At 59.6% G+C, this 25283-nt stretch carries 20 protein-coding genes and 1 pseudogene; 9 read left to right on the top strand and 12 right to left on the bottom strand.

From position 1 onward, the window contains the following. Nucleotides 1-85: 85 nt before the first annotated feature. From H4V96_RS10825 to H4V96_RS10805, 5 genes and pseudogenes are all read right to left on the bottom strand, one after another. Nucleotides 86-1756 carry a methyl-accepting chemotaxis protein gene (locus H4V96_RS10825; protein ID WP_196855735.1) on the bottom strand — a complete coding sequence of 557 codons (1671 nt, stop codon included), beginning with the start codon at nucleotides 1754-1756 and terminating at the stop codon, nucleotides 86-88. 488 nt (nucleotides 1757-2244) lie between these two features. Next, a pseudogene (locus H4V96_RS10820) lies at nucleotides 2245-2373 on the bottom strand (recombinase family protein); the annotation flags it as partial. Between the two features lie 63 nt (nucleotides 2374-2436). Further along, nucleotides 2437-3291, bottom strand: coding sequence for a DUF6671 family protein (locus H4V96_RS10815; RefSeq protein ID WP_280720925.1), 855 nt, complete (start codon nucleotides 3289-3291; stop codon nucleotides 2437-2439). After that, a complete protein-coding gene (locus H4V96_RS10810; protein WP_196855737.1) occupies nucleotides 3288-5840 on the bottom strand; it encodes a DUF2309 domain-containing protein in 2553 nt (850 codons plus the stop codon). The genes H4V96_RS10815 and H4V96_RS10810 overlap by 4 nt, the downstream gene beginning before the upstream one ends. A 21-nt stretch (nucleotides 5841-5861) precedes the next feature. After that, nucleotides 5862-7427 (bottom strand): NADH-quinone oxidoreductase subunit L, encoded by a 1566-nt coding sequence (locus tag H4V96_RS10805; RefSeq protein WP_196855738.1) that lies wholly within the window; start codon nucleotides 7425-7427, stop codon nucleotides 5862-5864. Nucleotides 7428-7525: 98 nt separating this feature from the next. Between H4V96_RS10805 and H4V96_RS10800 the strand changes: the two genes are divergently transcribed. After that, nucleotides 7526-8416: a LysR family transcriptional regulator gene (locus H4V96_RS10800; protein WP_010398233.1), complete on the top strand. Its 891-nt coding sequence runs from the start codon at nucleotides 7526-7528 to the stop codon at nucleotides 8414-8416. 353 nt (nucleotides 8417-8769) lie between these two features. On the opposite strand, the gene H4V96_RS10795 is transcribed toward H4V96_RS10800, so the two are convergent. Continuing rightward, nucleotides 8770-9789 carry a tyrosine-type recombinase/integrase gene (locus tag H4V96_RS10795; RefSeq protein ID WP_280720924.1) on the bottom strand — a complete coding sequence of 340 codons (1020 nt, stop codon included), beginning with the start codon at nucleotides 9787-9789 and terminating at the stop codon, nucleotides 8770-8772. A gap of 221 nt (nucleotides 9790-10010) precedes the next feature. Between H4V96_RS10795 and H4V96_RS10790 the strand changes: the two genes are divergently transcribed. The 3 genes from H4V96_RS10790 (at nucleotide 10011) to H4V96_RS10780 (ending at nucleotide 14276) form a co-directional block, all read left to right on the top strand. Next, on the top strand, nucleotides 10011-11033 hold the full coding sequence (locus tag H4V96_RS10790) for a DNA-binding protein (RefSeq protein WP_196855739.1): 1023 nt from the start codon (nucleotides 10011-10013) through the stop codon (nucleotides 11031-11033). 384 nt (nucleotides 11034-11417) lie between these two features. Further along, the gene (locus H4V96_RS10785; protein WP_196855740.1) at nucleotides 11418-13877 is read left to right on the top strand and encodes a hybrid sensor histidine kinase/response regulator; all 2460 of its coding nucleotides are present in this window, start codon (nucleotides 11418-11420) and stop codon (nucleotides 13875-13877) included. 3 nt (nucleotides 13878-13880) lie between these two features. Beyond that, entirely contained in the window at nucleotides 13881-14276 is a 396-nt protein-coding gene (locus H4V96_RS10780; RefSeq protein WP_196855741.1) for a response regulator, read from the top strand. Nucleotides 14277-14407: 131 nt separating this feature from the next. On the opposite strand, the gene H4V96_RS10775 is transcribed toward H4V96_RS10780, so the two are convergent. After that, nucleotides 14408-15610 (bottom strand): HD-GYP domain-containing protein, encoded by a 1203-nt coding sequence (locus tag H4V96_RS10775; protein ID WP_196855742.1) that lies wholly within the window; start codon nucleotides 15608-15610, stop codon nucleotides 14408-14410. Nucleotides 15611-16109: 499 nt separating this feature from the next. Here H4V96_RS10775 and H4V96_RS10770 point away from each other — a divergent pair, with 499 nt between their 5' ends. The 4 genes from H4V96_RS10770 (at nucleotide 16110) to H4V96_RS10755 (ending at nucleotide 19610) form a co-directional block, all read left to right on the top strand. Next, entirely contained in the window at nucleotides 16110-16694 is a 585-nt protein-coding gene (locus H4V96_RS10770; RefSeq protein WP_196855743.1) for a TetR/AcrR family transcriptional regulator, read from the top strand. 158 nt (nucleotides 16695-16852) lie between these two features. Continuing rightward, nucleotides 16853-17554, top strand: a complete 702-nt coding sequence (locus H4V96_RS10765) for a type 1 glutamine amidotransferase domain-containing protein (RefSeq protein ID WP_196855744.1) — start codon at nucleotides 16853-16855, stop codon at nucleotides 17552-17554. A gap of 284 nt (nucleotides 17555-17838) precedes the next feature. Continuing rightward, nucleotides 17839-18957 (top strand): FAD-dependent oxidoreductase, encoded by a 1119-nt coding sequence (locus H4V96_RS10760; protein WP_196855745.1) that lies wholly within the window; start codon nucleotides 17839-17841, stop codon nucleotides 18955-18957. Further along, on the top strand, nucleotides 18951-19610 hold the full coding sequence (locus H4V96_RS10755; RefSeq protein WP_070346910.1) for a cupin domain-containing protein: 660 nt from the start codon (nucleotides 18951-18953) through the stop codon (nucleotides 19608-19610). The genes H4V96_RS10760 and H4V96_RS10755 overlap by 7 nt, the downstream gene beginning before the upstream one ends. Before the next feature lie 119 nt (nucleotides 19611-19729). Here H4V96_RS10755 and H4V96_RS10750 read toward each other — a convergent pair whose 3' ends face one another. Together H4V96_RS10750 and H4V96_RS10745 are read right to left on the bottom strand one after the other, a co-directional pair. Continuing rightward, complete coding sequence (locus H4V96_RS10750; RefSeq protein WP_196855746.1) at nucleotides 19730-21310, bottom strand: EAL domain-containing protein; 1581 nt, start codon at nucleotides 21308-21310, stop codon at nucleotides 19730-19732. Nucleotides 21311-21527: 217 nt separating this feature from the next. Beyond that, nucleotides 21528-22097 carry an XRE family transcriptional regulator gene (locus H4V96_RS10745; RefSeq protein WP_196855747.1) on the bottom strand — a complete coding sequence of 190 codons (570 nt, stop codon included), beginning with the start codon at nucleotides 22095-22097 and terminating at the stop codon, nucleotides 21528-21530. Nucleotides 22098-22177: 80 nt separating this feature from the next. Here H4V96_RS10745 and H4V96_RS10740 point away from each other — a divergent pair, with 80 nt between their 5' ends. Then, entirely contained in the window at nucleotides 22178-22708 is a 531-nt protein-coding gene (locus H4V96_RS10740) for a GNAT family N-acetyltransferase (protein WP_196855748.1), read from the top strand. Nucleotides 22709-22721: 13 nt separating this feature from the next. Here H4V96_RS10740 and H4V96_RS10735 read toward each other — a convergent pair whose 3' ends face one another. The 3 genes from H4V96_RS10735 to H4V96_RS10725 form a co-directional block, all read right to left on the bottom strand. After that, nucleotides 22722-23912, bottom strand: a complete 1191-nt coding sequence (locus H4V96_RS10735; RefSeq protein ID WP_196855749.1) for a low temperature requirement protein A — start codon at nucleotides 23910-23912, stop codon at nucleotides 22722-22724. A 15-nt stretch (nucleotides 23913-23927) separates the two neighbouring features. Then, on the bottom strand, nucleotides 23928-24164 hold the full coding sequence (locus H4V96_RS10730; protein ID WP_196855750.1) for a hypothetical protein: 237 nt from the start codon (nucleotides 24162-24164) through the stop codon (nucleotides 23928-23930). A 112-nt stretch (nucleotides 24165-24276) separates the two neighbouring features. Then, nucleotides 24277-24987 carry a hypothetical protein gene (locus H4V96_RS10725; RefSeq protein ID WP_196855751.1) on the bottom strand — a complete coding sequence of 237 codons (711 nt, stop codon included), beginning with the start codon at nucleotides 24985-24987 and terminating at the stop codon, nucleotides 24277-24279. Nucleotides 24988-25283 lie beyond the last annotated feature (296 nt).

Below are 25283 nucleotides of genomic sequence, written 5' to 3'. Positions count from 1 at the left end.
GTTTCAGGCCCGGTGAATGCGCCGATAAAGTCTCTTTAGGCCAGCAGCACTCTTGCATGACCTGGCCAGGACGGCACTTGTCGCTTTACGCTAAAGGCGCGAGATTGGACCGTGCAATACGGGGTGATGCAGATGCTCTTGCCGACGATTTAGCCGAATGGGGGTGCGCTGGCGTTGCGCTGTGGCGCTGAGCATGGACGCCGATCTGGAATAGGCTGACGGTCTGCACCAGATTTCCAGCTTGATCGCGCAGCGATTCGGCGGCAGCCGCAGCTTCTTCAACCAGGGAGGCGTTTTGCTGTGTGACACTGTCCATCGCACTGATCGCCTGATTTATTTGTTCGATGCCCGTCGTTTGCTCTTCGCTTGCGCTAACGATCTGCGCAATCACATCGGTGACGCGTTTCACGCTGCCCACCACCTCAGACATGGTGACACCGGCATCGTTAGCGAGCTTGGTGCCGAGATCAACACGTTCAACCGAATTGTCTATCAATACCTTGATTTCCTTGGCGGCACTGGCGCTGCGCTGTGCGAGGCCGCGCACCTCCGAAGCGACCACGGCAAATCCACGTCCTTGCTCGCCGGCTCTGGCCGCCTCCACCGCTGCATTGAGGGCAAGAATATTGGTTTGAAAAGCGATTCCGTCGATAACACTGATGATGTCAACAATTTGGCGCGATGCTTCGCTGATTGAGTCCATCGTGCCGACCACCTGGCTAACGACGGCACCGCCTTTGGTGGCGATATCGGAGGCATTGATTGCCAGCATGTTGGCCTGGCGTGCATGTTCTGCATTTTGTTTCACAGTCGATGTCAGTTCTTCCATCGAAGATGCCGTCTCTTCCAGTGCGCTGGCCTGTTGCTCAGTGCGGTTAGACAAGTCGTTATTTCCCGCTGAAATTTCTGCTGCTGCCGTCAACACCGTGTCCGAATCCTGACGCACGGACGCCACTACCTTGGCGAGCGAAAGCTGCATGCGCTGCAGTGCAGCCAAGATGCTGGTGCTGTCGGTGGCTTTGACCTTGAGGTCTACGGTCAAGTCGCCACTGGCCACCTTGCTCACGGCGTCGCACAAGACTAAGGGTTCCGCCCCCAATGCTGCCAGCAGACGGCGCGAAATCAGCGCTCCAGCGGCAATGGCCAGTACGGTGGCGAGGATGCTGAAAAAAATGAGCTTGTTTCTTGCCGACTTAAAGTCTTCCTCTGCTTCCTTGATCAGCTCGCTTGAACGCAGCGCTGTTGATTTCCCATAAGCATCCATTGCGGAGACCAAGGCCATTAACAAGGGGCGGCATTCCTTATTTATTTTGCTAATCGCCTCATCCCTTTTGCCTTGTAGTGCAAGGTCCACGATACCCAAGGCGACGGGCGCATATTGGCTTTCTATCTTGACAATGTTATCTATCATGCCGCGCGCCTCTTCAGACGTAGAAGATTGTTTCGCGAGCTGCTTGAGTGTATTCAAATTTGACACCACAGCCGCATGCGCCTGGGACACCAACTGCTTCTCAGTCTCCATGTCTGCCGGCGAGCTGACGATAACAAGATTCCTTGCGGCGACTGCGCGCAAGCCAACGGATTCCAGCACCAGATGCGCAAGGTCAGCGCGCGCCCGCACCCCATTGACATACTTTTCAAAGCCGGAAGCCTGATTCGAGATGCTGGAAATAGCAAAAATGGCAATGCCTGCCAATAAGATCACCACGCCACCGAAGGCCACTGCAAGCTGAGCGCGTACCGATAAATTCTTCACAATATTCCCCTAATGTCAGATTTGAACCTTGCTTGCGCACTCTGCTTGAAGATCAACGTAGATATGTTGTCAAAACCTTACTACACTCAGGTGATCGGGTCTCGCCATGCATGGTGCAGCGTGAACAACATTTCAATGGACTAGCGCAATGAACAGGCGTAGCGGGCCAGGTAGGCGCTATGCAATCAGCGGCGCTTTCAAAAGGCACGGGGATAGGTGCACTATAAACGAGATATATTATTTGGCTATTTCGTTTTATTTGTTGTTTTCTTTTTATTTGATGTATTTAGTTTCTCACGAAAAATCACAAAAATCAATCCAAAAACTAGATTTTATTGCGTCAAGTTAAGTTTTTCGCGCTCAAGGGCTGAAGTGGCGATGTTGTGGACATCTAGTCAGCCTTGCACTGCGCGTAGTGCGCTTCCAGTCGGCCTTATTGGGCTTTGAGCAGCCGTGGAACGTCAAACCCGCTTAAGTCACTGGCACATGGTCAACGTCTGCACCAGCGGGTGCAGATCGTCCACGTTGCGCGCTGGACCGTCGCGGCTGCGCACCATTACCGTGTCGCTTTCGCGGGCGAACACAAGCAAGGCGTGGAGCTGCGCCCGCTGTGTGTCGTTGAAGACATATGTCAAGTCATTGCGACGTAACTTCTCAGTCAGAGAGTGTTTGTCAGCGCCTTAAGGATTGCAGTAAGCACAATGCGCAGGGTCAGCTGCTGACCGGTCTGTCCGCTCAGCGATGCGCCTATGCTCACAGCGCAGGCACGTCCACACTTCGCTGCGATAACTTTGGGTTGGCAAGCGACACGATGCGCACGGCAGTCCCGGTTGCCGTGCGCTGATCCAAAAACCGGGGGCGCTGCATGCGGGGCAGGTCGATTGCAGGCGCTGCAAAAGATCGCCGGCAGCCTGTTCGATGTATTTCATGCGGCGAGGATGGGCGAAGGCGCGCAAATCCAACTCGACAAACACCTTGCCGCAACGTGATTGAGCAACACACCTGTCGAAGCACGTTTTGAGCCGCGTCCAATCGGCAATGTCCTTGCAGATGCGCGCATCGCTTTGCCCATCGGGGCGCAGCACCAAATGGTGCCCTGGGAAACCGACGCGTTTGGCAAACTCAGCCACTGCCTGCCAGTCGCCGCTCTGGATATGATCGTTCGGCGCGGCACCCTGGGCCATGCCGACAACTTCGATTCCCAGATGCTCATCGATCCAGACCACGAGCTCCACATTCCAAGGAAACATGCCCGTATGGGGATCAGGACCGAAGCTGCCTTCACTGGCGATTCCCTGCGAAGCATGCGCAAGCTCCATCCCTTTTCTTGCCTTGCGCCTGGCCGCCTCCAGTTGGGTACCGTGCCGTGGCGTCTCCCTTGTGAAGGTGCCCAGCTGATCAGTATCGAATCCAGTAACAAGTTCGATCGAACAACCCAGGATAGGCTCAAGCACAGGTGCGATCACAGCTTCCTTTCCATGCTGGGTCAGCAGGGCCACCCGGCTTCCTTTGTAACAGGACGGCTGCGCCATCATTCGACCTCCAGACACAATGGAAGCCATGTTCCGTGTTCGTAACGCTCGAAGCGAGCGAGCGCGAAGCGCCAGAGGTGGAGCCAGCCATTGTCGAGCAGTTGCCGGAGCACAGCATGTTTGCCGATCACCATGTCAATGGCCGCCTGCGGCGCATCGATCACCACGGTCAGCCGCAAGGGCTCGTGCACCCAGCGTTGGCCGTCATGGAGCGACTGACGGGACAGCCCGATGCGCAGATCGCCGCCGTTTCCCTCGAAGACGCCGAGGTTGCCACCGACCACGTTGTGCAGCAACTTATTGCCGCTGCCGAGCCGCAGCGGATCGCAGGTAGATGCATGGTATTGCCAGTTGATCCAATGCGCGACCAACATGGGCGCGGTCATCAGCAATTCCAGTACGCTTCCATCACCATCTTGGCTGGCGTCATAGTCATGCAGGAAACTGCGTCCATCCATCACAACGCCGCCGCTTCTGTGCCGGGGCGCGATCAGAAAAGCCGCATTGCCCGCGAGCCCCCATTCTGGTCGCGTTTGCGCGCCGTCGTTGGCACGGCGGCGCAGCTGAGCTAACAGCACATCATGCGGTGCGTGCGGGTCTAGTTGCAGGCTGGGCGCGCGCTCGCGGCGTACCTGATCGCAGGCCTGGGAAAACACCGCTTGCAGGCGCTCCCAGCGAGCGCGCGAATGTTCGGGCAGCAGATCAAGGTCAAAGCCCTCGATTTCATCGGTGGTGGTGTTATGCAGCGCTGCCACGAACACGGTCGATTCGGGAATGCTGAGCGCTTTCGCTTGCAAACCTTGGCGCACTGCTGGATCGTTGAGCAATTGCGTCAAGCTACGCGCATTGACTTCGCCACTCTGTCCGCAGCAGGCGCCACAGTCCAATGCGGCCGCGTGGGCGTTGTTGGCGCACTGACTGCCGTGCCCGACGAGAAGCACCATCGGCGCTACGTTTTGATCCAGACCCATGGCGTGAAGTACCCGCGCCGCAAGCGTCACTTTGGCTTCAAGGTGTACACCCAGCAGTTGCGGGCGACAGATGGGGCGATAGCGCGCTGGCAGTCCTGCCAGGTCGTCGTTGGCGCGACCACGCTTACTCGGCAGCAGCCAAGTCCCTAGCTTGCCAAGATAGCCCAAACCGGCCGCCTCGACGAAAGAGAACGCTGCCCCAGGCCAGCGGCTTGCAGCCTGCCATTGACTTGCCATGGCGAATCGGAGTTGACGTTCGCGACTGGCGGCGCTTTGCCGTGCTGGGTCGGCTGCGCGCTCGGCTGAGTCTGTGCTCATGATGCAATCACCGGCCTCGATGGAAGGCGCTAGCAAGCCAGGCAACTGCGGTCGCCGGGCTTGCGTCGACAATGGCGTGTAAGCCACTGGGAGACCGAAAAAACCGGCAAAGCCAAGCGTCTGGACGCCCGGCCATGCGGTCTCCAGGGCACGGCGCAGTGGCTCGCTGCGGACGTCGATGCAAAAGGCCGCCTGGACTTCAATCTCTTGCGGCACCAGGCTTATGCTGCTTGCCACGGCCAGCCGCTGCGCCAGGTTGCGCTGATAAGCAAGCTCCAAGGCCAATTGCCATACTTCGTCGATCAAAAAAGCCTGCTCGGCCTGCTCAAGCAGTAAGGGGGCCTGGCTCCAGCCTTGCTGAAGTGCGACAAACGCCTGCCCGGTCGCGCCGTCATCCTTGCACTCCAACAGCAGTGCGCCCCAAGCTAAACGAATTGCCAACAGCTCACGCAGGTGTGCGTCGGCCGTGCCCCGCTCCAATCGCGCCTGCCAGGCCAGGTAGGCACACCATGAAGCCCAACCGTTGACCGTGAGTAGCACCGATTCAAGGTAGTCCGCCCACACTGCCTGCGGCAGACCCAGGCGCTGCATCACCCAGCGCTCTGCCTCAATGGCGGTGGCTGGCAAGGCGCCGACGGCACTGCCCAAACGCGGCAAGCCCATCAACAAACCGATTCCATGGTCGTGTTGCAGGGTGTCTCGCCAAAAGCCGTACAAGCCCTGGGTGCGCTCTGGCTGCCAAATGGCCTGATGTACATCGAAGTAAGCGGCGCAGGTTTGGCTCACCTGGTGCGTGATGGCCTCGCGCCAGGACAGCCGCGCATGGCGGTTGGGATCGTTGTCGAGCACATCAATGAGCAAGGGCAATTGCGCTGGTGGGGCGCTCGCTTGCAGCGCATGGGCGCACTGCTCAGGCCCGAGCCCGGTCGCCTGCGCCTCGGGCAACTGGCGCAAAGCGAGCGCCAGATCGGCAGCGCAAATCCGCCCTTCGCGCCACGCCCGCAGTTGCTGTTCTCGCGGTGGAAAGACCTTGATGCCGCCGAGCACGGCCATGCGTGCGGCCACTCGGCGCACTGGCATGTTGATACGGGACCAATGTGGATTGACAGCAATGGCCCTATCGAGCGGCCATGCGGGTGCAATTGCGTGGCAGGCCTGGCTGCACGCGTGCTCGATCGCGCCATGTAGCGCCGCAAGATCGGCAAGGGCTTGCGTGGTGTTCGCCGTAGCCGGCGCGGCGTCGTTGGCAAGTATGTCTGTCATGAGATTGTCCTGTTTGGCAATTTAGCGCACAGCATCGGTGCGCGGCGATGTGGCCGATTCCGGCGCACACTGTGGGGTGGCCCTGGGCATCCAGCGAGTGGGCCAAAGGTGGAGCGCCAGACGCGTGTAGGCCTCGTCCAGATAAAATCCCGCATAGCTCCAGCGACGCCAGTTAGCCAGCAATTGCGGTCGCACTTGCAGCAGCGCCTGAAAGAAATACAAGGCCGCCATGCCGATCAAGGCGATCAAACCGAGCCCTTGGTGAGGAATATTCTGGAGGCCAAGAGGCAGCGCGTGCCCTGCAGTGGTGGCCAGCGTGAGGCCAACGACCATCACGCACCCGAAAAAGGCTTGCGCACTGCGTGCTTGCCAGTCGGTGTGCACAGCGGGTAAGCACAGCAAGGGAGCCCAGGCGAGGCCAAGCACCACGCTCCACCACCAAGGCCAGAATGCATGGCCTGCCAGTTTCAGCACCAACAGGACAGCGCAAATCGTCAGCACCGGTGCCAGCACCAGGCTGGTGATACTGGGTGATGGCGTACCGCGCAAAACCTGCAATCGGGTCTGACGCACGGCGCTCGATGCCGACAGGAAGGCATGGGCCTTGTAGAGTGAATGGCCAATCAGATGGAGAGCGGCCAGAGTGTAGAGGCCCAACGCGCACTCAAGCAACATGAAACCCATCTGGGCAACGGTTGACCAGGCCAGGCGGACCTTGATACTGATGCGTGTCAGCATCACCATACCGGCCAGTACGGTCGTCGCCAGGCCGAATACCAACAGCAGCATACGCGCTGGCGGGGCTTGTTCGAGCATAGGCGCAAAGCGGATCAGCACAAAGCCGCCAAGATTGACCACGCCAGCATGCAACAGTGCAGAGACCGGGGTGGGAGCTTCCATCACCTGGATTAACCACCCATGCACCGGCAGCAAGGCAGTGCGAAGGATGACGGCCAACACGAGTAAGACGGCGCTTACTTGCAGGGATACGGACAGGCCCGGCTTTGCCAAATGCAAGTACAGAGCCGAGAGCGAACCGCTGCCGACCTCTAGCCATGCCAGCGCGCTGGCGCCGAGCAGCATCACATCGGCTAGCCGATCGGCAATGCGTTTTTTGTGCGCCGCCAGCAGGGCGAAGGGGCGATCCGGGTAAAAGCACAGCAGATGCTGCAATGCGATGCCGACGGATGCCCAGGCCGCGATGAGCACGAGCCAGTGATCGGCCATCAAGAGCAGGTGGACACTAGCGAGCACAGTGGCCAGCACGCCTACATAGCGTCGCTGGCCGACCTCCCCCTCCAGATAACGGGCAGAAAACGCAGCGATGACCGTGCCAAGCAGCTGCACCAGCAAAGCCAGAATCAGACTCAACGATGTCGCTGTCACAACGCCTGGCCAAGGTGCGCCATTGGCACCCACCAGAAGCGACATGCCGGTGCATGCCAGCGCGGAAATCGAAACCAGCTGAAACAGGCGCCACAGTCGCGGTATCGAGATCGAATCAAGTCGCGTCAAGCCGGCCAACGCAGCCATCAAAGCGATGGGTGCCAAGGCACAAGTTAAATACAAAACGTGGGTAATATCCATCGCATAGCCTTACTTATATTTGTTGCGAGGATGATGCTCTGTAAAGAAACTTCTGTAAAATAGATTAATAAGAACGATGACATACTCAAAACAGAACGATGAAACTCAATCAACTCAATTTTCATCACCTATTTTATTTCTGGCGCGTTGCCAAGCTCGGACATCTGACCCGGGCTGCAGAGGAGCTACACACCTCGCAATCAGCAGTCTCGGCGCAGATTCGCCAGTTGGAGGCCCGGATAGGCGAGCACTTGTTTATCCGCGAAGGTCGTCGGCTGATCCTGACCGACGCGGGGCAACTTGTGCAGGCGTATGCCGACAACATCTTCGGTCTCGGCCAGGAAATGCTGGGACGCTTGGAAGGCCGCTCAGCAGGGATTGCCCGCCTTCGTGTGGGTAGCGTGGCCACGCTGTCGCGCAATTATCAGGAAAACTGGATTCGACCCGTGCTGACAAACCCCGCCGTTGTGTTGACACTGGAGTCCGGGCTGCTCGAGGGCCTGCTGACTCGGCTGGTAGAGCATCAGTTAGATGTGGTGCTCGCCAATGAGACCGTGCCGGCTGATCCTGATCGCCGTTTGCACTGCCGTTTTTTGGGCAGCCAGTTGATCTCGCTGGTCGGTCCTGCGAGCAATTGGGCATCGCAAAGCCTGCGCATTCCGGAAGATCTCAATGGCTTGGATATTGCGTTGCCAGGTCCTCGTCATGTCTTGCGCGCCCAATTCGACGCGCTATGTGCCACGGCAGGTGTGAGTCCCAGACTACGCGCCGAGGTCGATGACATGGCCATGCTGCGCCTGATTGCGCGCGACAGTGGCTGGCTGACATTGTTGCCCGAAGTGGTGGTTCAAGATGAGCTGCGTTCCGGCATTCTCGTCGTTGTGGGCCAGTCAACAGCCTTGCTTGAGCGCTTCTACGCCATCACCACATCGCGTCGGCTCCGTATTGAAGTGCTTGAGCAGTTGCTTGCTGGCGCGCCCGACACCTGATCGCTAGACAAATGCGGCAAGCTTATCGATGGCAGCTTGTCCAAGCCTGGCGCGCTATTTTTACCTGAACGACAGCGGCCATGCGCTGATCGCGCAAAGGCGCGGCGCATACGCTCCAGCACACCCCCACCGGCTGGGCTTGGCTGCCCAGCCCGGGAGCCGGATGGAAAAATTTTCCGGGCTTCCGGCTCAGACCTCCCTCTGAACCCGCTTTGGCCTTCCATTGCACCGCAAACCCATTATTTAGCGGCACTCTGGACACGCTGGGCGTGCTGCGGCGGCGACATTAGCCGTATCTAGCGGCCTGTTCGCGTATTTGTTGCCGGTACGCTGGCAGGTCTGGTCGCGCGCTGTCAGGTCGCCGGTTTTTTCTTGGCCTTTAGTAAACTGCCGGCCGCATTCTCTTCGAAGCGGCTCGCCTCTTCGATATAGCCATGCACGGTGCCGTCGTGGCGCCAGCCGCCCTGGCGCTTGATGGCCTGGAAATCGGCGCCCGCCCGGTACGCGCTGGTGGCCATGCCGCGGCGCAGACTGTGGCTGGACAGTTGCGGCACGTAATCGAGTTGCGCCAAGCTCGCGCAGTTTTCCAGCAGCGTGTTGATGCTGCTCGCGTGCAGCGCTTTCGCACTCACATGTCCCCACTGGTTGACAGGGCGCAGCAGCGGCCCGGAGCGGATGTACGCCGCCGCCAGCCAGGCGCGCAAGGCGGTGGCCGGACAGCACACGGCGTCGCCAAACGGAATGGCCTTGACGATGCCCTCGCCTGTTTGGTCCGTTTTTGAGCGCGGCAGTGTAATGACCATGCCCTGCGGCTCCCAGCTGATGTCTTCCAGCGTCAATCCCACCAACTCGCTGCGCCGAAAACCACCAAAGAATCCCAGCTGCAGCAAGGCGCTGTCACGCAGGGCCTTGATGCCGCCCAGCGCCGCCAGTCTCGTGACGATCACTTCCAAATCTTCCAGAGGCAGGGCCTTGGCCTTTTTTTTCGGCTTGCCATGCACGCGGGCGATGCCGGCTAAGGTCTTGCGCACGGTGGGTGTGGACGCAGGATCGCCAAAGCCTTGGTACACATGCCATTGCGACAGGGCTGTCAAGCGCAGCGCCAGGGTGCGCGCGTTCAGGCTATCGGCGTAGGCCAGCAGATAGCGGATGACGGCGGACTCGTCGGCCGGCAGCGCCCCGCCCCAGCACTGGAAGTGGCGGATGGCGCAGCGGTAGGTGCGGCGCGTGTTATCGGATGTCGCGGCGGCGAGAAAAGCTTGCTGGCGCGCGGCCAACTCGGCATCGACCAAGGCGGCGTGTAATGGCAGGGCCGGGATGTTGGCGCTTTTCGGCACGGCGGGACGGCGTTTAGAGAGGGGTAAATCAGGCATGGCGGCAGTGAAATCGCGGTTTTGTACTGGGGGAGCCACAGAATAGCATGTAAAACACGGCCATAACACGCGATAAGCGATCTTATAGCAACTTATATTTTTCAAAAAATATGAAAATTTAAGTCGTAATATTACGCCGCATTACGTATCATGTAATACGTTACTAAATTTCGCTCATAGGTGGTTTTATGGCCCGCACCGGCATTCTGTACTCTGATGTTATGAAAGCAGCCCAAATCGTCGCTGCCGATGGTCGCAATCCCACGGTCGACAGCGTGCGTCAAGCACTGGGCAGCACGGGCAGCAAGAGCACCATCGCTCCCCTGCTCAAGCGCTGGAAGGAAGAGTTCCAGGGTGCGGGCGCCGTGAAAACGGAGGCCGGCTTGCCGGCCGAACTGATGCAGGCGATGCGTGGCGTGTACGACAAGCAGCAGCGCGACGTGGCGCAGCAGCTGGAAACGGGCATGCAGCAGAACCGCGCCGAGCTCGAGGCGGCACTGGAAAAACTCAAGAAGACGGAAGCGCAACGGTTGACGCTGACCGAGGTGCGCGCCGCGCTCACCCAGGAATTGCGCGCCACTCAACAAGCGCTGGCGCAACTGAAGGAAGAACACCATTTTCGCGCCGTCACCCTGGCCACCCTGCACAGCGACAACGCCGGCCTGACGCAGCGCCTGGCCGACCGGAGCGAGGAAATCGCCGCTTTGAACCGTCAACTGGCCCAGGTGCGCGCGCAGTTCGATCACTATCAGGAAGCGGCGGCGACCCAACGCAGTGAAGATCGGACCCAGGCGCAGCAACGAATCAGCCGGCTGGAACAGGAAAACGCGCAGTTGCAACAGCGTTTGCAAGGCCAGCAAGCGACGCTGGTGCAGCAAGACATGCGCTTGGCGCAGCTGCAGCTGGAGCAGACGCGCCTGACGGGCGAAGCGGCTGCCGACCGCGCCGCCCTGGCCACCGTGCGGCCCGAGCGCGACCAGTTTGAATTTCAGTATCTGCAGGCGGCTGCATCGGCCGAAGCCCTGCTGGCCAAGCTGGACACGGCCTTGCAGGCGCTCAGCGATGCCAAGGTGGCGCTGAGCGCGCAAGAACGCCAGCTCGACATGCTGGCGGACAATGCCCAGGTGGCGCAGCAAAAGGCGACAGGCCTGGCGCAAGAGCGCGACGGCTTGCTGCGCGACAACGCCGGCATGGCGGCGCACCTGGCGCTATTGCTCGACAACAAGCAGCAACGCACTGTTTGAACCCGGCGACATGCTCGGGCTTGGCGAGCGTGCCTGCGTGACGCGCTGCGCCAGCCTTCAAGCCTTGCTCCATTGTTTCGCCTGCCACATGGGGCCGCAGGGCACGCGTCTGCGCAGTTGGCTGCATCAACCGCAAGCCTTGAATATGTCGTCAAAGCTTGTCCATGCTGGCGCGCTCAGTGGCAGCCTGGCTGTAGCGATCTGCAATTAAAACAGCGCCAACTCGCTGGCATCCGCGCTGACCTGCATCGCATACGCGCGCCGCGATGATCTGCGACGCATCGTATGGCCATTATATGAAGGTGAGCATTTTTTGATTGTTGACTAACATATTGCCCGGTGGAAAGACGATCGGCGTGCTATAGTGGCCGCAGGAGAGCAACCATGACGAGCAATTTTCGATCCAGCAAAATTGCAAGCTTGCTCGCTGGCTTCCTGGTCTTCGCTATCGCAGCAACGGTCGGTTCCGCCGTGCTCATTGCGCGCGAGCAATCGACCAAGGAATGGAGTACGCAGCTCAACAATTTGTCGCTGCTCCTGGCCGAGCAAACGGCGCAGGAAGTCAGATCGGCGATTCTGGTGTTGAACAGCATCGCCGAGAGCGTCACTGTCAGCGGCGCGACGACGGACGATCAATTGCGCCTCAAGATGGGTACTGCGGCGCAGTTCGCCAGCATGCGCGACAAGACGCAGGGATTGCCGCAAGTCGACGTGGCCACCATCGTCGCGGCGAATGGCGACGTCATCAACTTCACGCGATCACATCCGGCGCCACCGATCAACCTAGCGGACCGCGATTATTTTCAGGCGCATTTACAGCAGCCGAATCTGGGCATTCACATCTCGCGACCAGTGCGCAACAAGGGCAACGGCCAATGGACGTTTTACTTGAGCCGGCGTCTGAACGGGGCCAACGGCGAGTTTCTCGGTCTTGCGCTGGTCGGTTTCTCGAGCACTTTCCTTAGCGATTTTTACAACAAGATCAATCTGGGTGCCGACGCGACGGTAACCTTGTACCGCCGCGACTACATGATACTGGCGCGCTGGCCGCACGAAGACAAGCTGATGGCCGAGCTGAACCCCAGTGGCAGCAGCTTCAAAGTGATCGATGGCCTAAAGAAATTGCACGGCGTCGTGCAAATCGAAAGCCCGCGCTTTTCGCAAGGCGGCGAGCGCGTCTCGCGCCTGGGCGCGGCGCGGCTGATCGACAATTTCCCCCTGATTATTAACGTCACCGTGACCGACCAGCTTTATCTGGCGCAATGGCGCAGATTCTCGCTAGCGCTGTCGCTGGTAGGAGGGATCAGCGCCTGCGCCATGCTGGCGGCTTTCATGGTGCTGATATTTTCCCTGAAATGCCGCGAGCGGGACCTGGACAGGACGCGCGCCCTGCAAGCCGAAGCCGAGGCGGCCAGTACGGCGAAATCCGAATTCTTGGCGATGATGAGCCATGAAATCCGCACGCCCTTGACCGCGATCATCGGCTTTGCCGAAATTATTCAGCGCACCGTCATCAGCGGCCCGGCCAGCGATGCCGGGTCCATCATCGTGCGAAATGGTCGCCACTTGCTCGACATTATCAACGGCATACTCGATATTTCCAAAATAGAAGCGGGCCGCATGCATCTTGAGTACTTGCCATTTTCCCCCGTCGATGTCGCCAGCGGCGTAGAAACGATGATGGCGGCACAAGCTGCCAGCAAATGCATCGGTTTCAGCTTGCATGTCGATTATCCGTTTCCCGCGCAGGTCATGGGCGACCCTACACGCTGGAAGCAGATACTGTTCAACTTGACTAGCAATGCCGTCAAGTTCACGGAACTCGGTGCGGTAGCGCTCGAGCTTGAGTACAACAGCGAGCAACAGCGCCTGAAGTTGCGCGTGCGCGATAGCGGCATCGGCATGTCGGACGATCAGTTGACAATGCTGTTTAAGCCGTTCACCCAGGTCGACAGTAGCATCGCGCGAAAATATGGCGGTACCGGCCTGGGGCTGCATCTGGTGCACCAACTGGCAACCAAGATGAAAGGTGCTGTGCAAGTGCGCAGCAAGCTCCAGCAAGGCGCGGTGTTCGAGCTAGAGATCCATGCACCCATGGTGGAGCAAGCCGGTTGGGTCGATAGCGCACCTGTGACACTTAATGTCGCGCGCGAAATGGCGCCCGACATGATGTTGTCCGGTCACGTACTGCTGGCCGAGGATGGCCCCGATAACCGCCTGCTGATCGTGTCGCTGCTGCACCGGCTGGGATTGACGGTCGAGGTGGTGGAAGACGGCGCGCAGGCAGTGCAGGCAGCGCTCAAGGGCCAGTTCGACCTGGTATTGATGGACATACAGATGCCCGTGATGGATGGTGTTCAAGCTGCCAAGGTGTTGCAGGGCGCCGGATATGGTCGCCCCCTGGTAGCGCTGACCGCCAATGTGATGCAGGAAGATATCGAGGCGTACAGGGAAGCTGGCTTTGCGTGCAGCATCAGCAAGCCGATCGACGTCGAGGTGCTGGCGCGCCGCTTGTCTCAATTATTGGTGCAGGACATCAACACGGCAGCGCTTGGCGGCCTGGAAGATTTGCCTGGCTACGCCGACATTCGCCGCGCGTTCATCGACTCCTTACCGGCAAGCCTGCAACAACTCGATGCACACTTGCGGCAAAATTCGCTGCATGCGGCGGCCGAGCTCTGTCATACGCTGTGCGGCACCGGCGCCTCGTTCGGCTATCCTGGCCTCAGTCAGTTGACAGCAGCAATCGAGCGCGCAGCTAGGGCAGGCAATACCGACGCCGCTCGCGATGCATACGCACAACTGAGGGCGCTGGAAGAACTTATCGATTGCAAGGATTGTTAAACCATGAAAAATAACCGCTTGTCCACGCCAGTGATCATCGCCGAGGATGAACCCTTGATGCGCGAAGTGCTGGCATCGATGCTGCGCGGCTTCGGCTACCGAGCCATCACCTTCGCTGTCGACGGCCGCCAGGCCGCCCAACTGCTGGAGCTGCCGGAGTATCGGTCCGCACTGGTTTTTCTCGACATACATATGCCGAAAATGGATGGCATGGCCGTGCTTGAACATGCACGTTCGGTCGGCAGCAATGCTTTCATGGTGATGGTTAGCGCGGACAGCTCACTGGACCGTGTTCTGGCAGCGCTCAGCGGAGGAGCAAAAGGCTTCGTGATCAAACCTTACACGACGCAAAAAATTCTCGACATCACCACTAAATTTGAGCGGGCCCTTATTGGGTGAGCGCAGGCATGTCGACGCGCAGCCGCTGATCCTGGTGGTCGATGTCTATCCTCCCCTGTTCGCTTTGCGTGCAGGCGTACTGGGGCAGCCGTCGCTTGCGTATGCCCCCCCAGTCGGATTCAAACTGAAGTTTATCCAGCCCACAAGGCATCGATGAACGCCGCATCGTATTTATCCCTGGGCTCGCGTCCCACGATACCTTCACGTTCTCCCGGACCGGACAGATCGATTCTCTCGATAGGTATGCGCGCCCCAGACTTGCTCGAAAAAAATGCTTTTACGATCGGTTTGGTCAACGCAGATGCATTTTGTTCGACGACCACCGCGACTGTTCCACTGCGTAACTTGACCAGCGATCCGCTTGGGTAAATGCCGACTGTCTTGATAAAGGCGTTCAGCACTTTTTTGTCAAAATGTCCGTGCCATGACAACATTTGCGCGATCGAATCTGCTGGATCCCAACCCGGTTTATAGGCACGGTTCGACGTAATGGCATCGTACACATCGCAAACGGCGCCCATGCGTGACAGCAAGGAAATGTCATCCCCCTTCAAACCCTCGGGGTAGCCGCTACCGTCGATTTTTTCATGGTGATGCAAGCAGACGTCCAGCACTGCTGCATTGCTGAGCTTGCTTTGCACAAGTAAATCATGTCCGTATTGCGGGTGACGCTTCACGAGGTCGTATTCGGAGGCGCTGAGCTTGCCTGGTTTGTTCAACAATTCAAGTGGCAAGTTGGCCTTGCCCAAGTCATGCAGCAGGCCAGCAAGGCCGGCGTCGCGGCAGCCGTTTTCATCCATCCCCAGGTTTTTTGCCAGTGCCACCATCAGCGCGCAGACGGCCACTGAATGCATATATGTGTAGTCATCGTTCGTTTTCAGACGCACGAGGCTAATCAGGGCGTAGGAATTGTTCGAAACCGACTGCGTAATTTCTTCGATCAGCGGAAGGCATGAGTCAGGATCGATGGCCCTGCCTAGGCGCGCTTCGTTGAACATGGCCGCTGTGGCATCGCGTGCCTGACCGCAAATCAATCGCGCCCGCGATAATTCTTGCTCGAAGCTGACCGCGACGTTCGCTTGCGCTGCGCCTGGCGGCTCCGCGAGTGGCAGCGCCTGTCCCTTTTCTGTGTGCGTTGCCGCTTCTTGCTTGCTGCGCGCCGTATCGATCCAGCACTCATCTAGCCCACATTGCTGCGCCGCCCGAAGGTCGGCAGCTTCCGTCAGCAGAAACGTGGACCTCCAGAATGGGTGCTTCAGCCAAGGTCCGTCAAACCCGTGCAGGAACATTCCCAGCCTGAGTTCGACAACTTTAATTTTTTTCAACTGGGTCATACCTGGCTCCTGCGATTACGTGCCCGCTAAGTCGCGGCGCGGAACTCGGTCTTCGATGTGATGGGCATGTTGCCTGCAATAGCTGAGCAGGATCATGCTTAAGGTTAAGTTTCTGAGTTGCTGGGGAGCAGACGACGCCTCCAGATCGTTTTGTCTCTACGGCTGGACCTGGGTGTAAATCAGCGGCGGCAGCGTGCTCACATTTCCTCGATCCTGCCATTGCTCGCGCCGCGCCACTGCTTTTGCGCTAGTACACGCTAAAGCAGCAAGCTACTGAGGCACCCGAAGCATAACTGCTGCGGCTGCACCTCGGAGTGGAATTGGGTGAATGTTTTTGCGATGTGCACACTACCCCTAGTAACCGTTTCACAATTGCTACTAGCCCTGTGCGCCCTGGCGAGCAAATAGCTGCTTATCGGAAAATCCTTGACACGGCATATTTTCCTGCCATAATCATACCTACCAACTGATAGGTAAGTAGATTAGGCGCGAAAACACCATGACGACATTACAAGAACTCTCCCCATCGGCTGAGCGCATCGCAGATGCGGCGCAAGTGTTGGTTCAGCAAGTCGGTTATAACGGGTTCTCGTTTGAGCACATTTCCCAATTGGTGGGCATGCGCAAGGCCAGCATTCATCATCACTTTGCATCCAAAGTGGATTTGGGCGTGACGGTGGCTCAGCGTTACACCCACCAATTTGACGGCGCCTTGCGCCAGATTCTCACGGCAGTCAAACCGGCAACGCAACGGCTGCAAGCCTACGCGGATCTATTTGAAACGACCTTCATGAATGATCATCACCTGTGCGTTTGCGGCATGCTGGGGGCGGAATCGAATTCACTGGACGCTGCAGTGAACCTGGAAGTGCGGCATTTCTTTCAGCTCAATGTGGCATGGCTCACGGATGTGATACAGGATGGCTTGGCAAGTGGCAGCCTGAAGAGCGCACAGGGCGCCCCAGTGTTGGCGGAAACCTTGCTATCGCTGCTTGAAGGGGCGATGTTGGTCGGGCGCAGCCTGAAGTCTCCGCTGGGGCCACGCCGCATAAGCGATGTGTTTCTTTCCAGCTTGATTGTGTAATTTTTTTAAACGTATTGCCTACCATTTAATAGGTAGGTAATGCGAAAGAGCAACACTGGCTGAAGTCTTTCCGCCAGTGTTGCAAAAGCAGGGTGCGAGTACTGGTACACGCATCTATTTTTTGATATCGAAATGCCATTGCGGCAGAGGAGTTTTTCATGAGCACAGGTAATAAACAAAAGCGCGTTTTATTGGTCATGTCGTCGGTGGACGAAATGGGCATCAGCGGCAAACACACGGGCACTTGGTTTACCGAGTTGGCTGCGCCCTATTACATCTTGACCGAAGCGGGCTACGAGGTGGTGCTCGCTTCACCTAACGGTGGCGAGGCGCCAATTGACTGGTTGAGCATGAAAGCACCGTTCACCACCGAATACACCCAACGCTTTATGGCCGACGAGGTGGCGCAACACGCGGCCAAAGCAACACGCAAATTGCGCAACATCAACTACGACACCTTCGACGCGGTCTTTTTCCCAGGCGGCTATGGTTTGCTGTGGGATTTGGCCCACGATGCACACGTGATCAAATTGATCGAGGATTTTTACACCAGCAATCGCCCCATCGCGATGGTGTGCCACGCCCCGGCCATTTTGCGCGATGTGAGACTGCCCAACGGCGAGTATTTGGTGAAGGGCGTCAATTTGACCGGCTTCAAAAATGACGAAGACACTGAAATTGAGTTGCTCAAACACCTGTTGTTCTCGTTGGAAGACGAGCTTAAAGGCCGTGGCGCAAAGTACCAGAGCAAAGCCAACTGGGAGGCCAACGTCGTCGTCGATGGTGCTTTGATGACGGGCCAAAGCCCGGCCTCGGCGCCGCCTCTGGCCGCAGCCCTGGCCTTGCGACTCCAAAGCTGATCGAGCAAGTCTGCCCCGTTCGGTGCGTCCATAAAAGCGTGTTGAACGGGTCTAAGGCGCCATCTCTCTTCACAAGTGGCGACACGTTCGCCAGTGCTCGCTCAAACGAGAACACACCATGCAAGTGAAAAGCATGCTGATCGCCGCCGGCAGCGTAGTATGCTCCCAAGTGACGTGGTCCAGCGCTACTGGCAATTTTTGAACACCCCCCTAGCACCCGGATGCAAGAGCTTGACCTGCGCCCCAGGGCGGCAGTTATTTAACCCGTAAAGGTTCTACCCCCTATGATGGACACTTCTTTTCGTGCCCCGCCAGATGCCGTGATTGTCATCGGCGCGGGCCTGGCTGGCTTGCTCAGTGCGTACTTGCTGGAGCAACAGGGACAATCGGTGCTGCTGATCGAGTCGCGCGACCGCATCGGCGGGCGCGTGCTCAGCGATGCCGCCCACACCGGCGCACCGTTTGTCGACCTGGGCCCCAGTTGGGTATGGCCCGAGATCAATGAACGACTCAGCCACTGGAGCGCTACGCTGGGCTTGAAGCTGTTTGCGCAACACCAGCACGGGGCCGCCGTCATGGAAATGCAAAACCACGCTGTGCTGCGCCAAGAAACGACTTACGTGCAAGTACCGTCGTCCCAGCGCTGGGAAGGGGGCGCGGCGGCGCTCTTGAATGCGCTGTCGGCGCGGCTGGAACGCACGCAGATGTTGTTCAACGCACAGGTCACGCTGATACGCCATGCGCCTGACAACGCGGTGAGCGTCATCGTCGACGGCCCGCAGGGCCAACAGCAGTGGCGCGGGTCTGCGGCAATCATCACCTTGCCGCCGCGCCTCTTGGCCGAACGCATCCGCTGGGAGCCAGAGCTGCCCGCGAGCTTGACTGCGCAGTGGCAGCGCTCGCCCACGTGGATGGCGGGGCAAGCAAAATTGGTGGCCTCCTATAAAACGCCGTTCTGGCGCGAGGCGGGCTTGTCGGGCGACGCTGCCAGCAAGGCCGGGCCCTTGGTGGAAATCCACGATGCCAGCGATGCCTCAGGCCTATCGGCTGCACTCTTTGGTTTTGTGGGAGTCTCTGCGTCATGGCGCGCCAAAATCGGTGAGGCCGAGTTGGTTCAGCGCAGCTTGCAACAACTGGGCCGATTGTTCGGGCCAGAAGCAACTGCGCCAGAATGGGTGCATCTCAAAGATTGGGCGCAGGACCCGCACACCGCGACGCCTGCTGATGCCTTGCCGGTCAACAGCCACCCGACCCAGCCGCCGAGAAAGCTGCCGGCGCCGTGGGACGCGCTGGTGTATCTGGGCGGCTCGGAATTTGCCGACGACTTCAATGGTTACCTCGAAGGCGCGGCGCGCTCTGCCGAAATGGTGGTGCAGGAATGGCGTGGGCAGGCCTCATGCTGATCCATGCCGACCACACCATCCGTGCCTTGGTGCATGCCCAGGACTTGCCGTGGGTGGCGTCACCGCAAGCGGGCGTCGAGCGGCGCATGCTGGCGCGCATAGGCGACGAGGTGGCGCAGGCCACCAGCATCGTGCGCTACGCCAAGGGCTCGATGTTCCCAGCACATACGCACGACATGGGCGAGGAGTATCTGGTGCTCGATGGCGTGTTTCAAGACGAAATGGGCGATCACCCGGTGGGCCGCTACGTGCGCAATCCACCGGGCAGTCGGCACACGCCGGGCTCGCAAGCTGGTACCGTCATTTTTGTCAAGCTACGCCAATTCCATGCCCATGACCGCCAGTTCGTCGAAGTTGACCTGGGCCGTGCACCGCAGCACGGCGATGCCCAGCGTCCCGGTGTGCTGGTGCAAGATTTGCACCACGATGCACGTGAAAGCGTCACTGCACAATATTGGCAAGGCGGCCAGACATGGCAAGAAACTTTCCCCTATGGCGCAGAACTGCTGGTGTTGCAAGGCCAGGTGCGAGAAGGCGCAGACACCTTGCGCGCCTGGAGCTGGTTGCGCCTGCCGGCGGGCGCCCGCCTCGATGCGCGCATCGTCTCCGAGACGGCGACGCTTTGGGTGAAACGCCATTTGACGAAGACCTAAATCACCGGACATCTTTGCGCCTGATGCCTCGCTTACCCACGGCACAGTGATATGCGCATACCGATTTGGGCAAAGCCGGTGCCATCATTCTTGCGCGCATGCTGCAGTGAAGCAAACGTTCAGCCGCTCGCGGATGCAGTCGAGCGGGTGCGGCGCTTGCTGTAAAAAGTGAGAAAGTCTGCGGCCGGCAGCGCTTTCGCAAACAGCCAGCCCTGGCCGAATTCCACTTTGCGCTCGCGCAAATAATCGGCTTGTTGCTGTGTTTCGATGCCTTCAGCGACGATCTGCATGCTCAAGGCGCGGGCCATGTCGATGATGTGCGGCGTGACGCTACTGGTGGCGGCGTCCGTGCCGATGGTGTCGACGAAGGATTTGTCGATTTTAAGGGAGTCGAGCGGCAGGTTTTGCAGGCTCGACAGGCTTGAGTATCCCGTGCCGAAGTCGTCAATCGATACCTGATGGCCGCGCGCGCGGGCTTTTTCGATGGTAGCGCGGGCCGCTTCCACATTGATGAAACCGCGTTCCGTCGCCTCCAGCCAGATCTGCCGCGCCTCGATACCGGTGCCGTCGAGCGCCCGTTCGAGCACATCGAGCACCCTGCCCGTTTCAATATCGCTGGCGCACAGGTTGATGGCGATGTGCAGCGCGCGGTCGGCCTGCAGGGCGGCGCGCATATCGGCGATGACGCAATCGATCACTTGGTCGGTAATGGGCAGCATCAAGCCACCTTCCTCGGCCACGGGGATGAACAGGTCGGGCCGTATCATGCTGCCGTCGGGACGGCGCCAGCGTATCAGCGCCTCGGCGCCCACGCACACGCCCGTGTCGAGCGCGATGATGGCTTGATAATGGACAAAAAATTCGCGCCGCTCGATGGCGATCTTAAGTTCACCGAGCAGTGACAAACGGCGCCGTGACAGCCAGATGACGATGCCGACGATGAAGGCGGCCATTAGCAGGCCCAACGGCAAGAGCAGCAATTGTTCGCGGCGCAGCCTCGCGTTCAGCTTGCTACGCGGCTCTATCATGATGGCCGTCAAGCCATCGCGGTACAGCAGCGCATGAATGCTGTCAGCGTGCATGGCGTCGTGCACCGCTCGTTCGTCGGCGAGCAAGCGGTGCACCAGCACAGGGTCGGGATGATGCAAAGTGTCGAGCACGCCGCGCTTGCCCATGGCCACGGCCATCTGGATGTCATCGTCGATGATGACATCGGAAAAGCTCACGGTATCGATCAACACTTTATAGGCACGGTAAGACAGCCCGACCATGCGCTTGCCGCCGCTAACGACGGGGTACAGCTTGAAATCGAGGCCCATGCCATTGTCCATCGTGTACTGTGCTGGCTTGACAACGATGCGCGCCTGTTCGATGCCCGTAGAGGTACATTCGAGCAAGCCATTTTCGACATAGCCGATATCGTCGATGCTACGCTCGGTGATGGTCATGCGGCGCAGTTGCTCAATATGCGCTGCCGAACAAGGTAGCAGGTCGAGCGCATCGGCGCGGCGCAGGACGGCCCCAGCCGAAGTGATAGCACGGTGGGCACGTTCGAGGGCGTAGCGGCCCAGCAGGCGCAGGCGTTCCTGCTCGCCCTGTTCGGCGCGCACGGACGACAGGTAAAAAGCGAGGCTCAGGGGGGCCGCCACGCCGATGACTGCCGCCAGCACGCTGGTAATGATAATGCGTTTGTTGCGCATGCGCGCCTCCCGTGCCGTCACCGAGGATTAGCTGCGGTAGTTATATGATTGCTATGAATTGCTCGATTGCATCATATTACAAGTGCAGACGGCGCACACGAAACTGTCTGAATAGTTACATTTTTTTTATTTTTTTACCGGCAGTGCCCGACCGAAACAGGTGCTAAGCCCAACTGCGCGCGGCGGCGACCATCAATTGATTCAAGACGATGCTGCTTCAGCCCTGCTTCAGCACGGCCACGGCATAAGTGCAATCGACCGACGTTTCATTCTTGAACACGCAATCGGCGGGCGCACCCAGCTCCAGGCAATCACCTTCGTCCAGCACGTGGCGGGTGTCGCCTTCGATGAAGACGAGCTTGCCGGCCAGCGCCCAGATCAGCTGGCGCCGCGCCACATAAGCGGCCGCTGGCATCGCCACCACCGCGCCCGGCGGCAAGCTGATATGCACCAGGTCGAGCGGTATGCCCGACGCGGGCGACACGTGGCGCCGCACATAGCCGCTCTGCGGGTCGATCCACACGGGCTGCTCAGCCTTGCGCAGCAAGCGCCCTTCGCGCATCTCCGCACGGGCGATCAGTTCGGACATGCTCAGGCCGAAGGCACCCGACAGCCGTGCCAGCAAGGTGGCCGTGGCGCTGCAATCACCGCGTTCCACCTTGTGCACCATCGCGCGCGACACGCCCGAACGGGCTGCCAGGTGCGTCAGCGACCAGCCCAGGCTGTCGCGCTCGAGGCGCACCCGGGCCCCGATGCGCTGGTTCAATTCGTCTGGTTTAGTGGACATACATCGGATTCTAGTGGACAAGGCGGGGTCGCCAATCTATGATTTGTCCATTATAGTAGACGCCCAGCGAGGAAATCAATATGCATATACGCGACGCCCTGATCGGCGATATCGAGGCAATTACGGCCATCTACAACGATGCCGTGAGCAACACCCTGGCTATCTGGAATGAGCGGACCGTCGATGTAGCCAACCGCGCCGCCTGGCTCGCTGAGCGCGCGCGCGCCGGCTATCCGGTGCTGGTCGCCATCGATGCGCAGCAGCAGGTGGCAGGCTACGCCTCGTTTGGCGACTGGCGCCCATTCGAGGGTTTTCGCCATACGGTCGAGCATTCCGTATACGTGCGCGCCGATAGTCGCGGCGCCGGCGTCGGCAAGGCCCTGATGGGGGAATTGATTGTGCGCGCGCGCGGCTTGGGCAAGCACGTGATGGTGGCGGGCATCGAGGCCGGCAACGCCGCCTCGATCGCCTTGCACAAGCAACTGGGATTCGACGAAGTGGGATTGATGCGTCAGGTGGGCACCAAGTTCGGCACTTGGCTGGACTTGGCGTTCTTTCAGCTGCAACTCGATACGCGCAGCGATCCGGACGGCGTGACGCCGCCCGGCTAAGCTTACACCAGCATCACGCATCGAGCTCCGGCGGCAGACGGCGCAAGGCAGTATGTTCCCACGCAGCCACCAGGACCAGCACGCCGCTGGTGATGCAGGCCAGAGTCAAAGGCGTGTACAGGCGACCGTAAGCCATCGGGATCAGCGCCAGGATGATGCCGATGCCCAGCAAATGCGACAGCGGCGGCGTGGCACGGTCGTTGCTGACCCATTTGAATAGCGCATTGCCCAGTAAATACAGGATCGGCCCGCCCAGCAAGGCGCTGATGCCGGCGAAGCTCGCTTCGTCCGGACTCACGAGGGCCAGCTCATCGGCCACGGCGCTAACGATCACGCCGCCCACGATCAACACGTGGATATATGTGTAGGCCTTGCGGGCGATGCTGCCCGAGTCTTTCGCATGGGCGATGCGGTGGCGGCCCGCTTCGGCGCCCGTGTCAAAATACAGCCACCACATGGCGACACTGCCGACCAGGGCCGAGAAAAAGCCCAGCCAGTTGGCAGCCGTCCACTCCAGGCCCGCGAAGGTGGTGCCCGTCACCAGCAGCGATTCGCCGAGGGCGATGATGACGAACAGGGCGCAGCGTTCGGCCATGTGGCTGCCATCAATATCCCAGTCGGCGATCATCGAGCGTCCCAGGCCGGGCAGGCTGAACTGCATCCATGGACCGGCCAAGTCGATCAGCAAAGCCGCGCCCCACCAAAACATGCGCTGCTCGGGCGATGCGACGCCGCCGGCGATCCAGAAAACGCCGGACAAAGCGGCCCACAGGGCGATGCGCTGGAAATTGCGGCGGCGCGCCACGGTGTCGGCGCGCACGGCCCACCAGGCAAACAAAGGACGCCCCACTTGCATGGCGACATAGGCGCCTGCAAAGGCCAGGCCGCGCGTGCCAAACGCTTCCGGTATCGAGGCCGACATGATCAGGCCGCCCAGCATCAGCACAAACAAGCTGATGCGCACGGGAATGCGCTCAGGGTCGAGCCAGTTGGTGATCCACGATGTGAAGATCCATACCCACCAGACGGCAATGAGCAGCAAGCCTGTCTGCAACCAGCCCATGGCGCTCAGGTGCGCCAGCAAACCGTGTGACAGTTGCGTCACGGCAAACACGAACACCAGGTCGAAGAACAGTTCGATCATGCTCACCTTGCCGCTGTCATGTCCGCCGCGCGTGCGCAGCAGCGATTTAGTTAATTCCATACATCTCTTTCATTCTTATTGGTAAAAGGTGAGAGCCTGGGCGTGCCTGGCCTCAATCAGGGCAAGCGGACCAAGTGTGCCGCCAGAAGATCGAGCCGCCATTGCGCCAGCGCCTGATGCGTGTTCAAGCCGCCAGGCGTTGCGCTCGTGCACCCGCATTTGCCGGGCGTGGTGACGGCTGTATTGCTGTTCCAGCTGCGCATAGACGGCAGCCGAAGGCCTGGGGGCGAGCATGAGAAGTTCGGGCAGCATGGGCATCTTGGTTCGTTTCAACATGAAGTGCAGAAGCAACTTAGCATATTTGACGACCAGCCGTGGAGCAAGCCCTGCAATGGGCGTAAAAACCGTGTGCCTTGGGCGCTCTTTAGCCTGGGCAAGGCACGCGTTTTACCTTGCCGCCCGTCTTGAATGGATCGGCGCCTGCGCCCGGATTCGCATCCATGCCATAGCAGGTGGCACCGCCGGGGCTGACGACACGCGTGGCGGGCCGCCCATCGGCCGTCAGGTATTGCTCCACGCGGATAAGCGGACCGCCGCGCCACGCCGAGGCGACCAGATTCTGGAAGCTGCTTGCGCTCTTGAGCTCGGTAGTGGCCAGCCATGGTTGTTCCTGCTTCAGCTCGGCACGCACGGCCTTGTCGGCGGCGCCTGCGGCGAGTCGCGCACGCGTGCGCAAGTCGGCGCTCGACGGCGCCGTGACGGGCGCGGCGGGCAAGTCGTCGACCGGCACGCTGATCGCCTGCGCTGTCACGGGAGCTGTCTCGATGGTAACGGGCCGCGTACTGCCCCGCGCGCGCGGCATGGGCATGGGCATGGGTCTGAGAATCGGCATGAGAATCGGCATGGGCATCGGCATGGGCAAGGTCATCGCTGGTGCTGGCGGCGGACGTACCGGCAGCAGGGTCATGAAAGCCACTTCGGTATATTGTTTGAATTGTCGCGCTGGCAAGAGCAGGAAATACAGACCCAGCGCGTGCATGGCCAGGATCAGCGCAACGGCCGCGCCTTTCAGGCTCAAGCTCCAGCGTATCTGCCTGCGCGTGAAAACGACTTGTAGATGGTGGTGCAATGGCATACGGTTTCCTGTGGGCGCCGGGCGCGATAGCCTATTCTAGCGACACTTGCGCTTGCGAATTGATAAATTTGCAAGGTGTCGCCTGCCGCGCCTTTTTCTGGCGCAATTCGGCACCTGGCACCTATGCATCACCAGGGTATCGACAGAGCAGCGCATGAGGTGGGTGCCATGCTTTGCCGCTATTGCTCAGCATTCCCAGTCCGCTGCTGCGCAAAAGCAAGCTGCCTGCCCGTATGCCGCCTGGGAGCGCGGCGTCAAGGGCACGTGGAGGATCGCTGCTTTCCACGCCGAACTCG

It is taken from the genome of Janthinobacterium sp. CG_23.4 (assembly GCF_029892305.1).
Lineage (GTDB): Bacteria > Pseudomonadota > Gammaproteobacteria > Burkholderiales > Burkholderiaceae_D > Janthinobacterium > Janthinobacterium lividum_D.
This window is presented reverse-complemented; position numbering and strand designations above follow the sequence as displayed.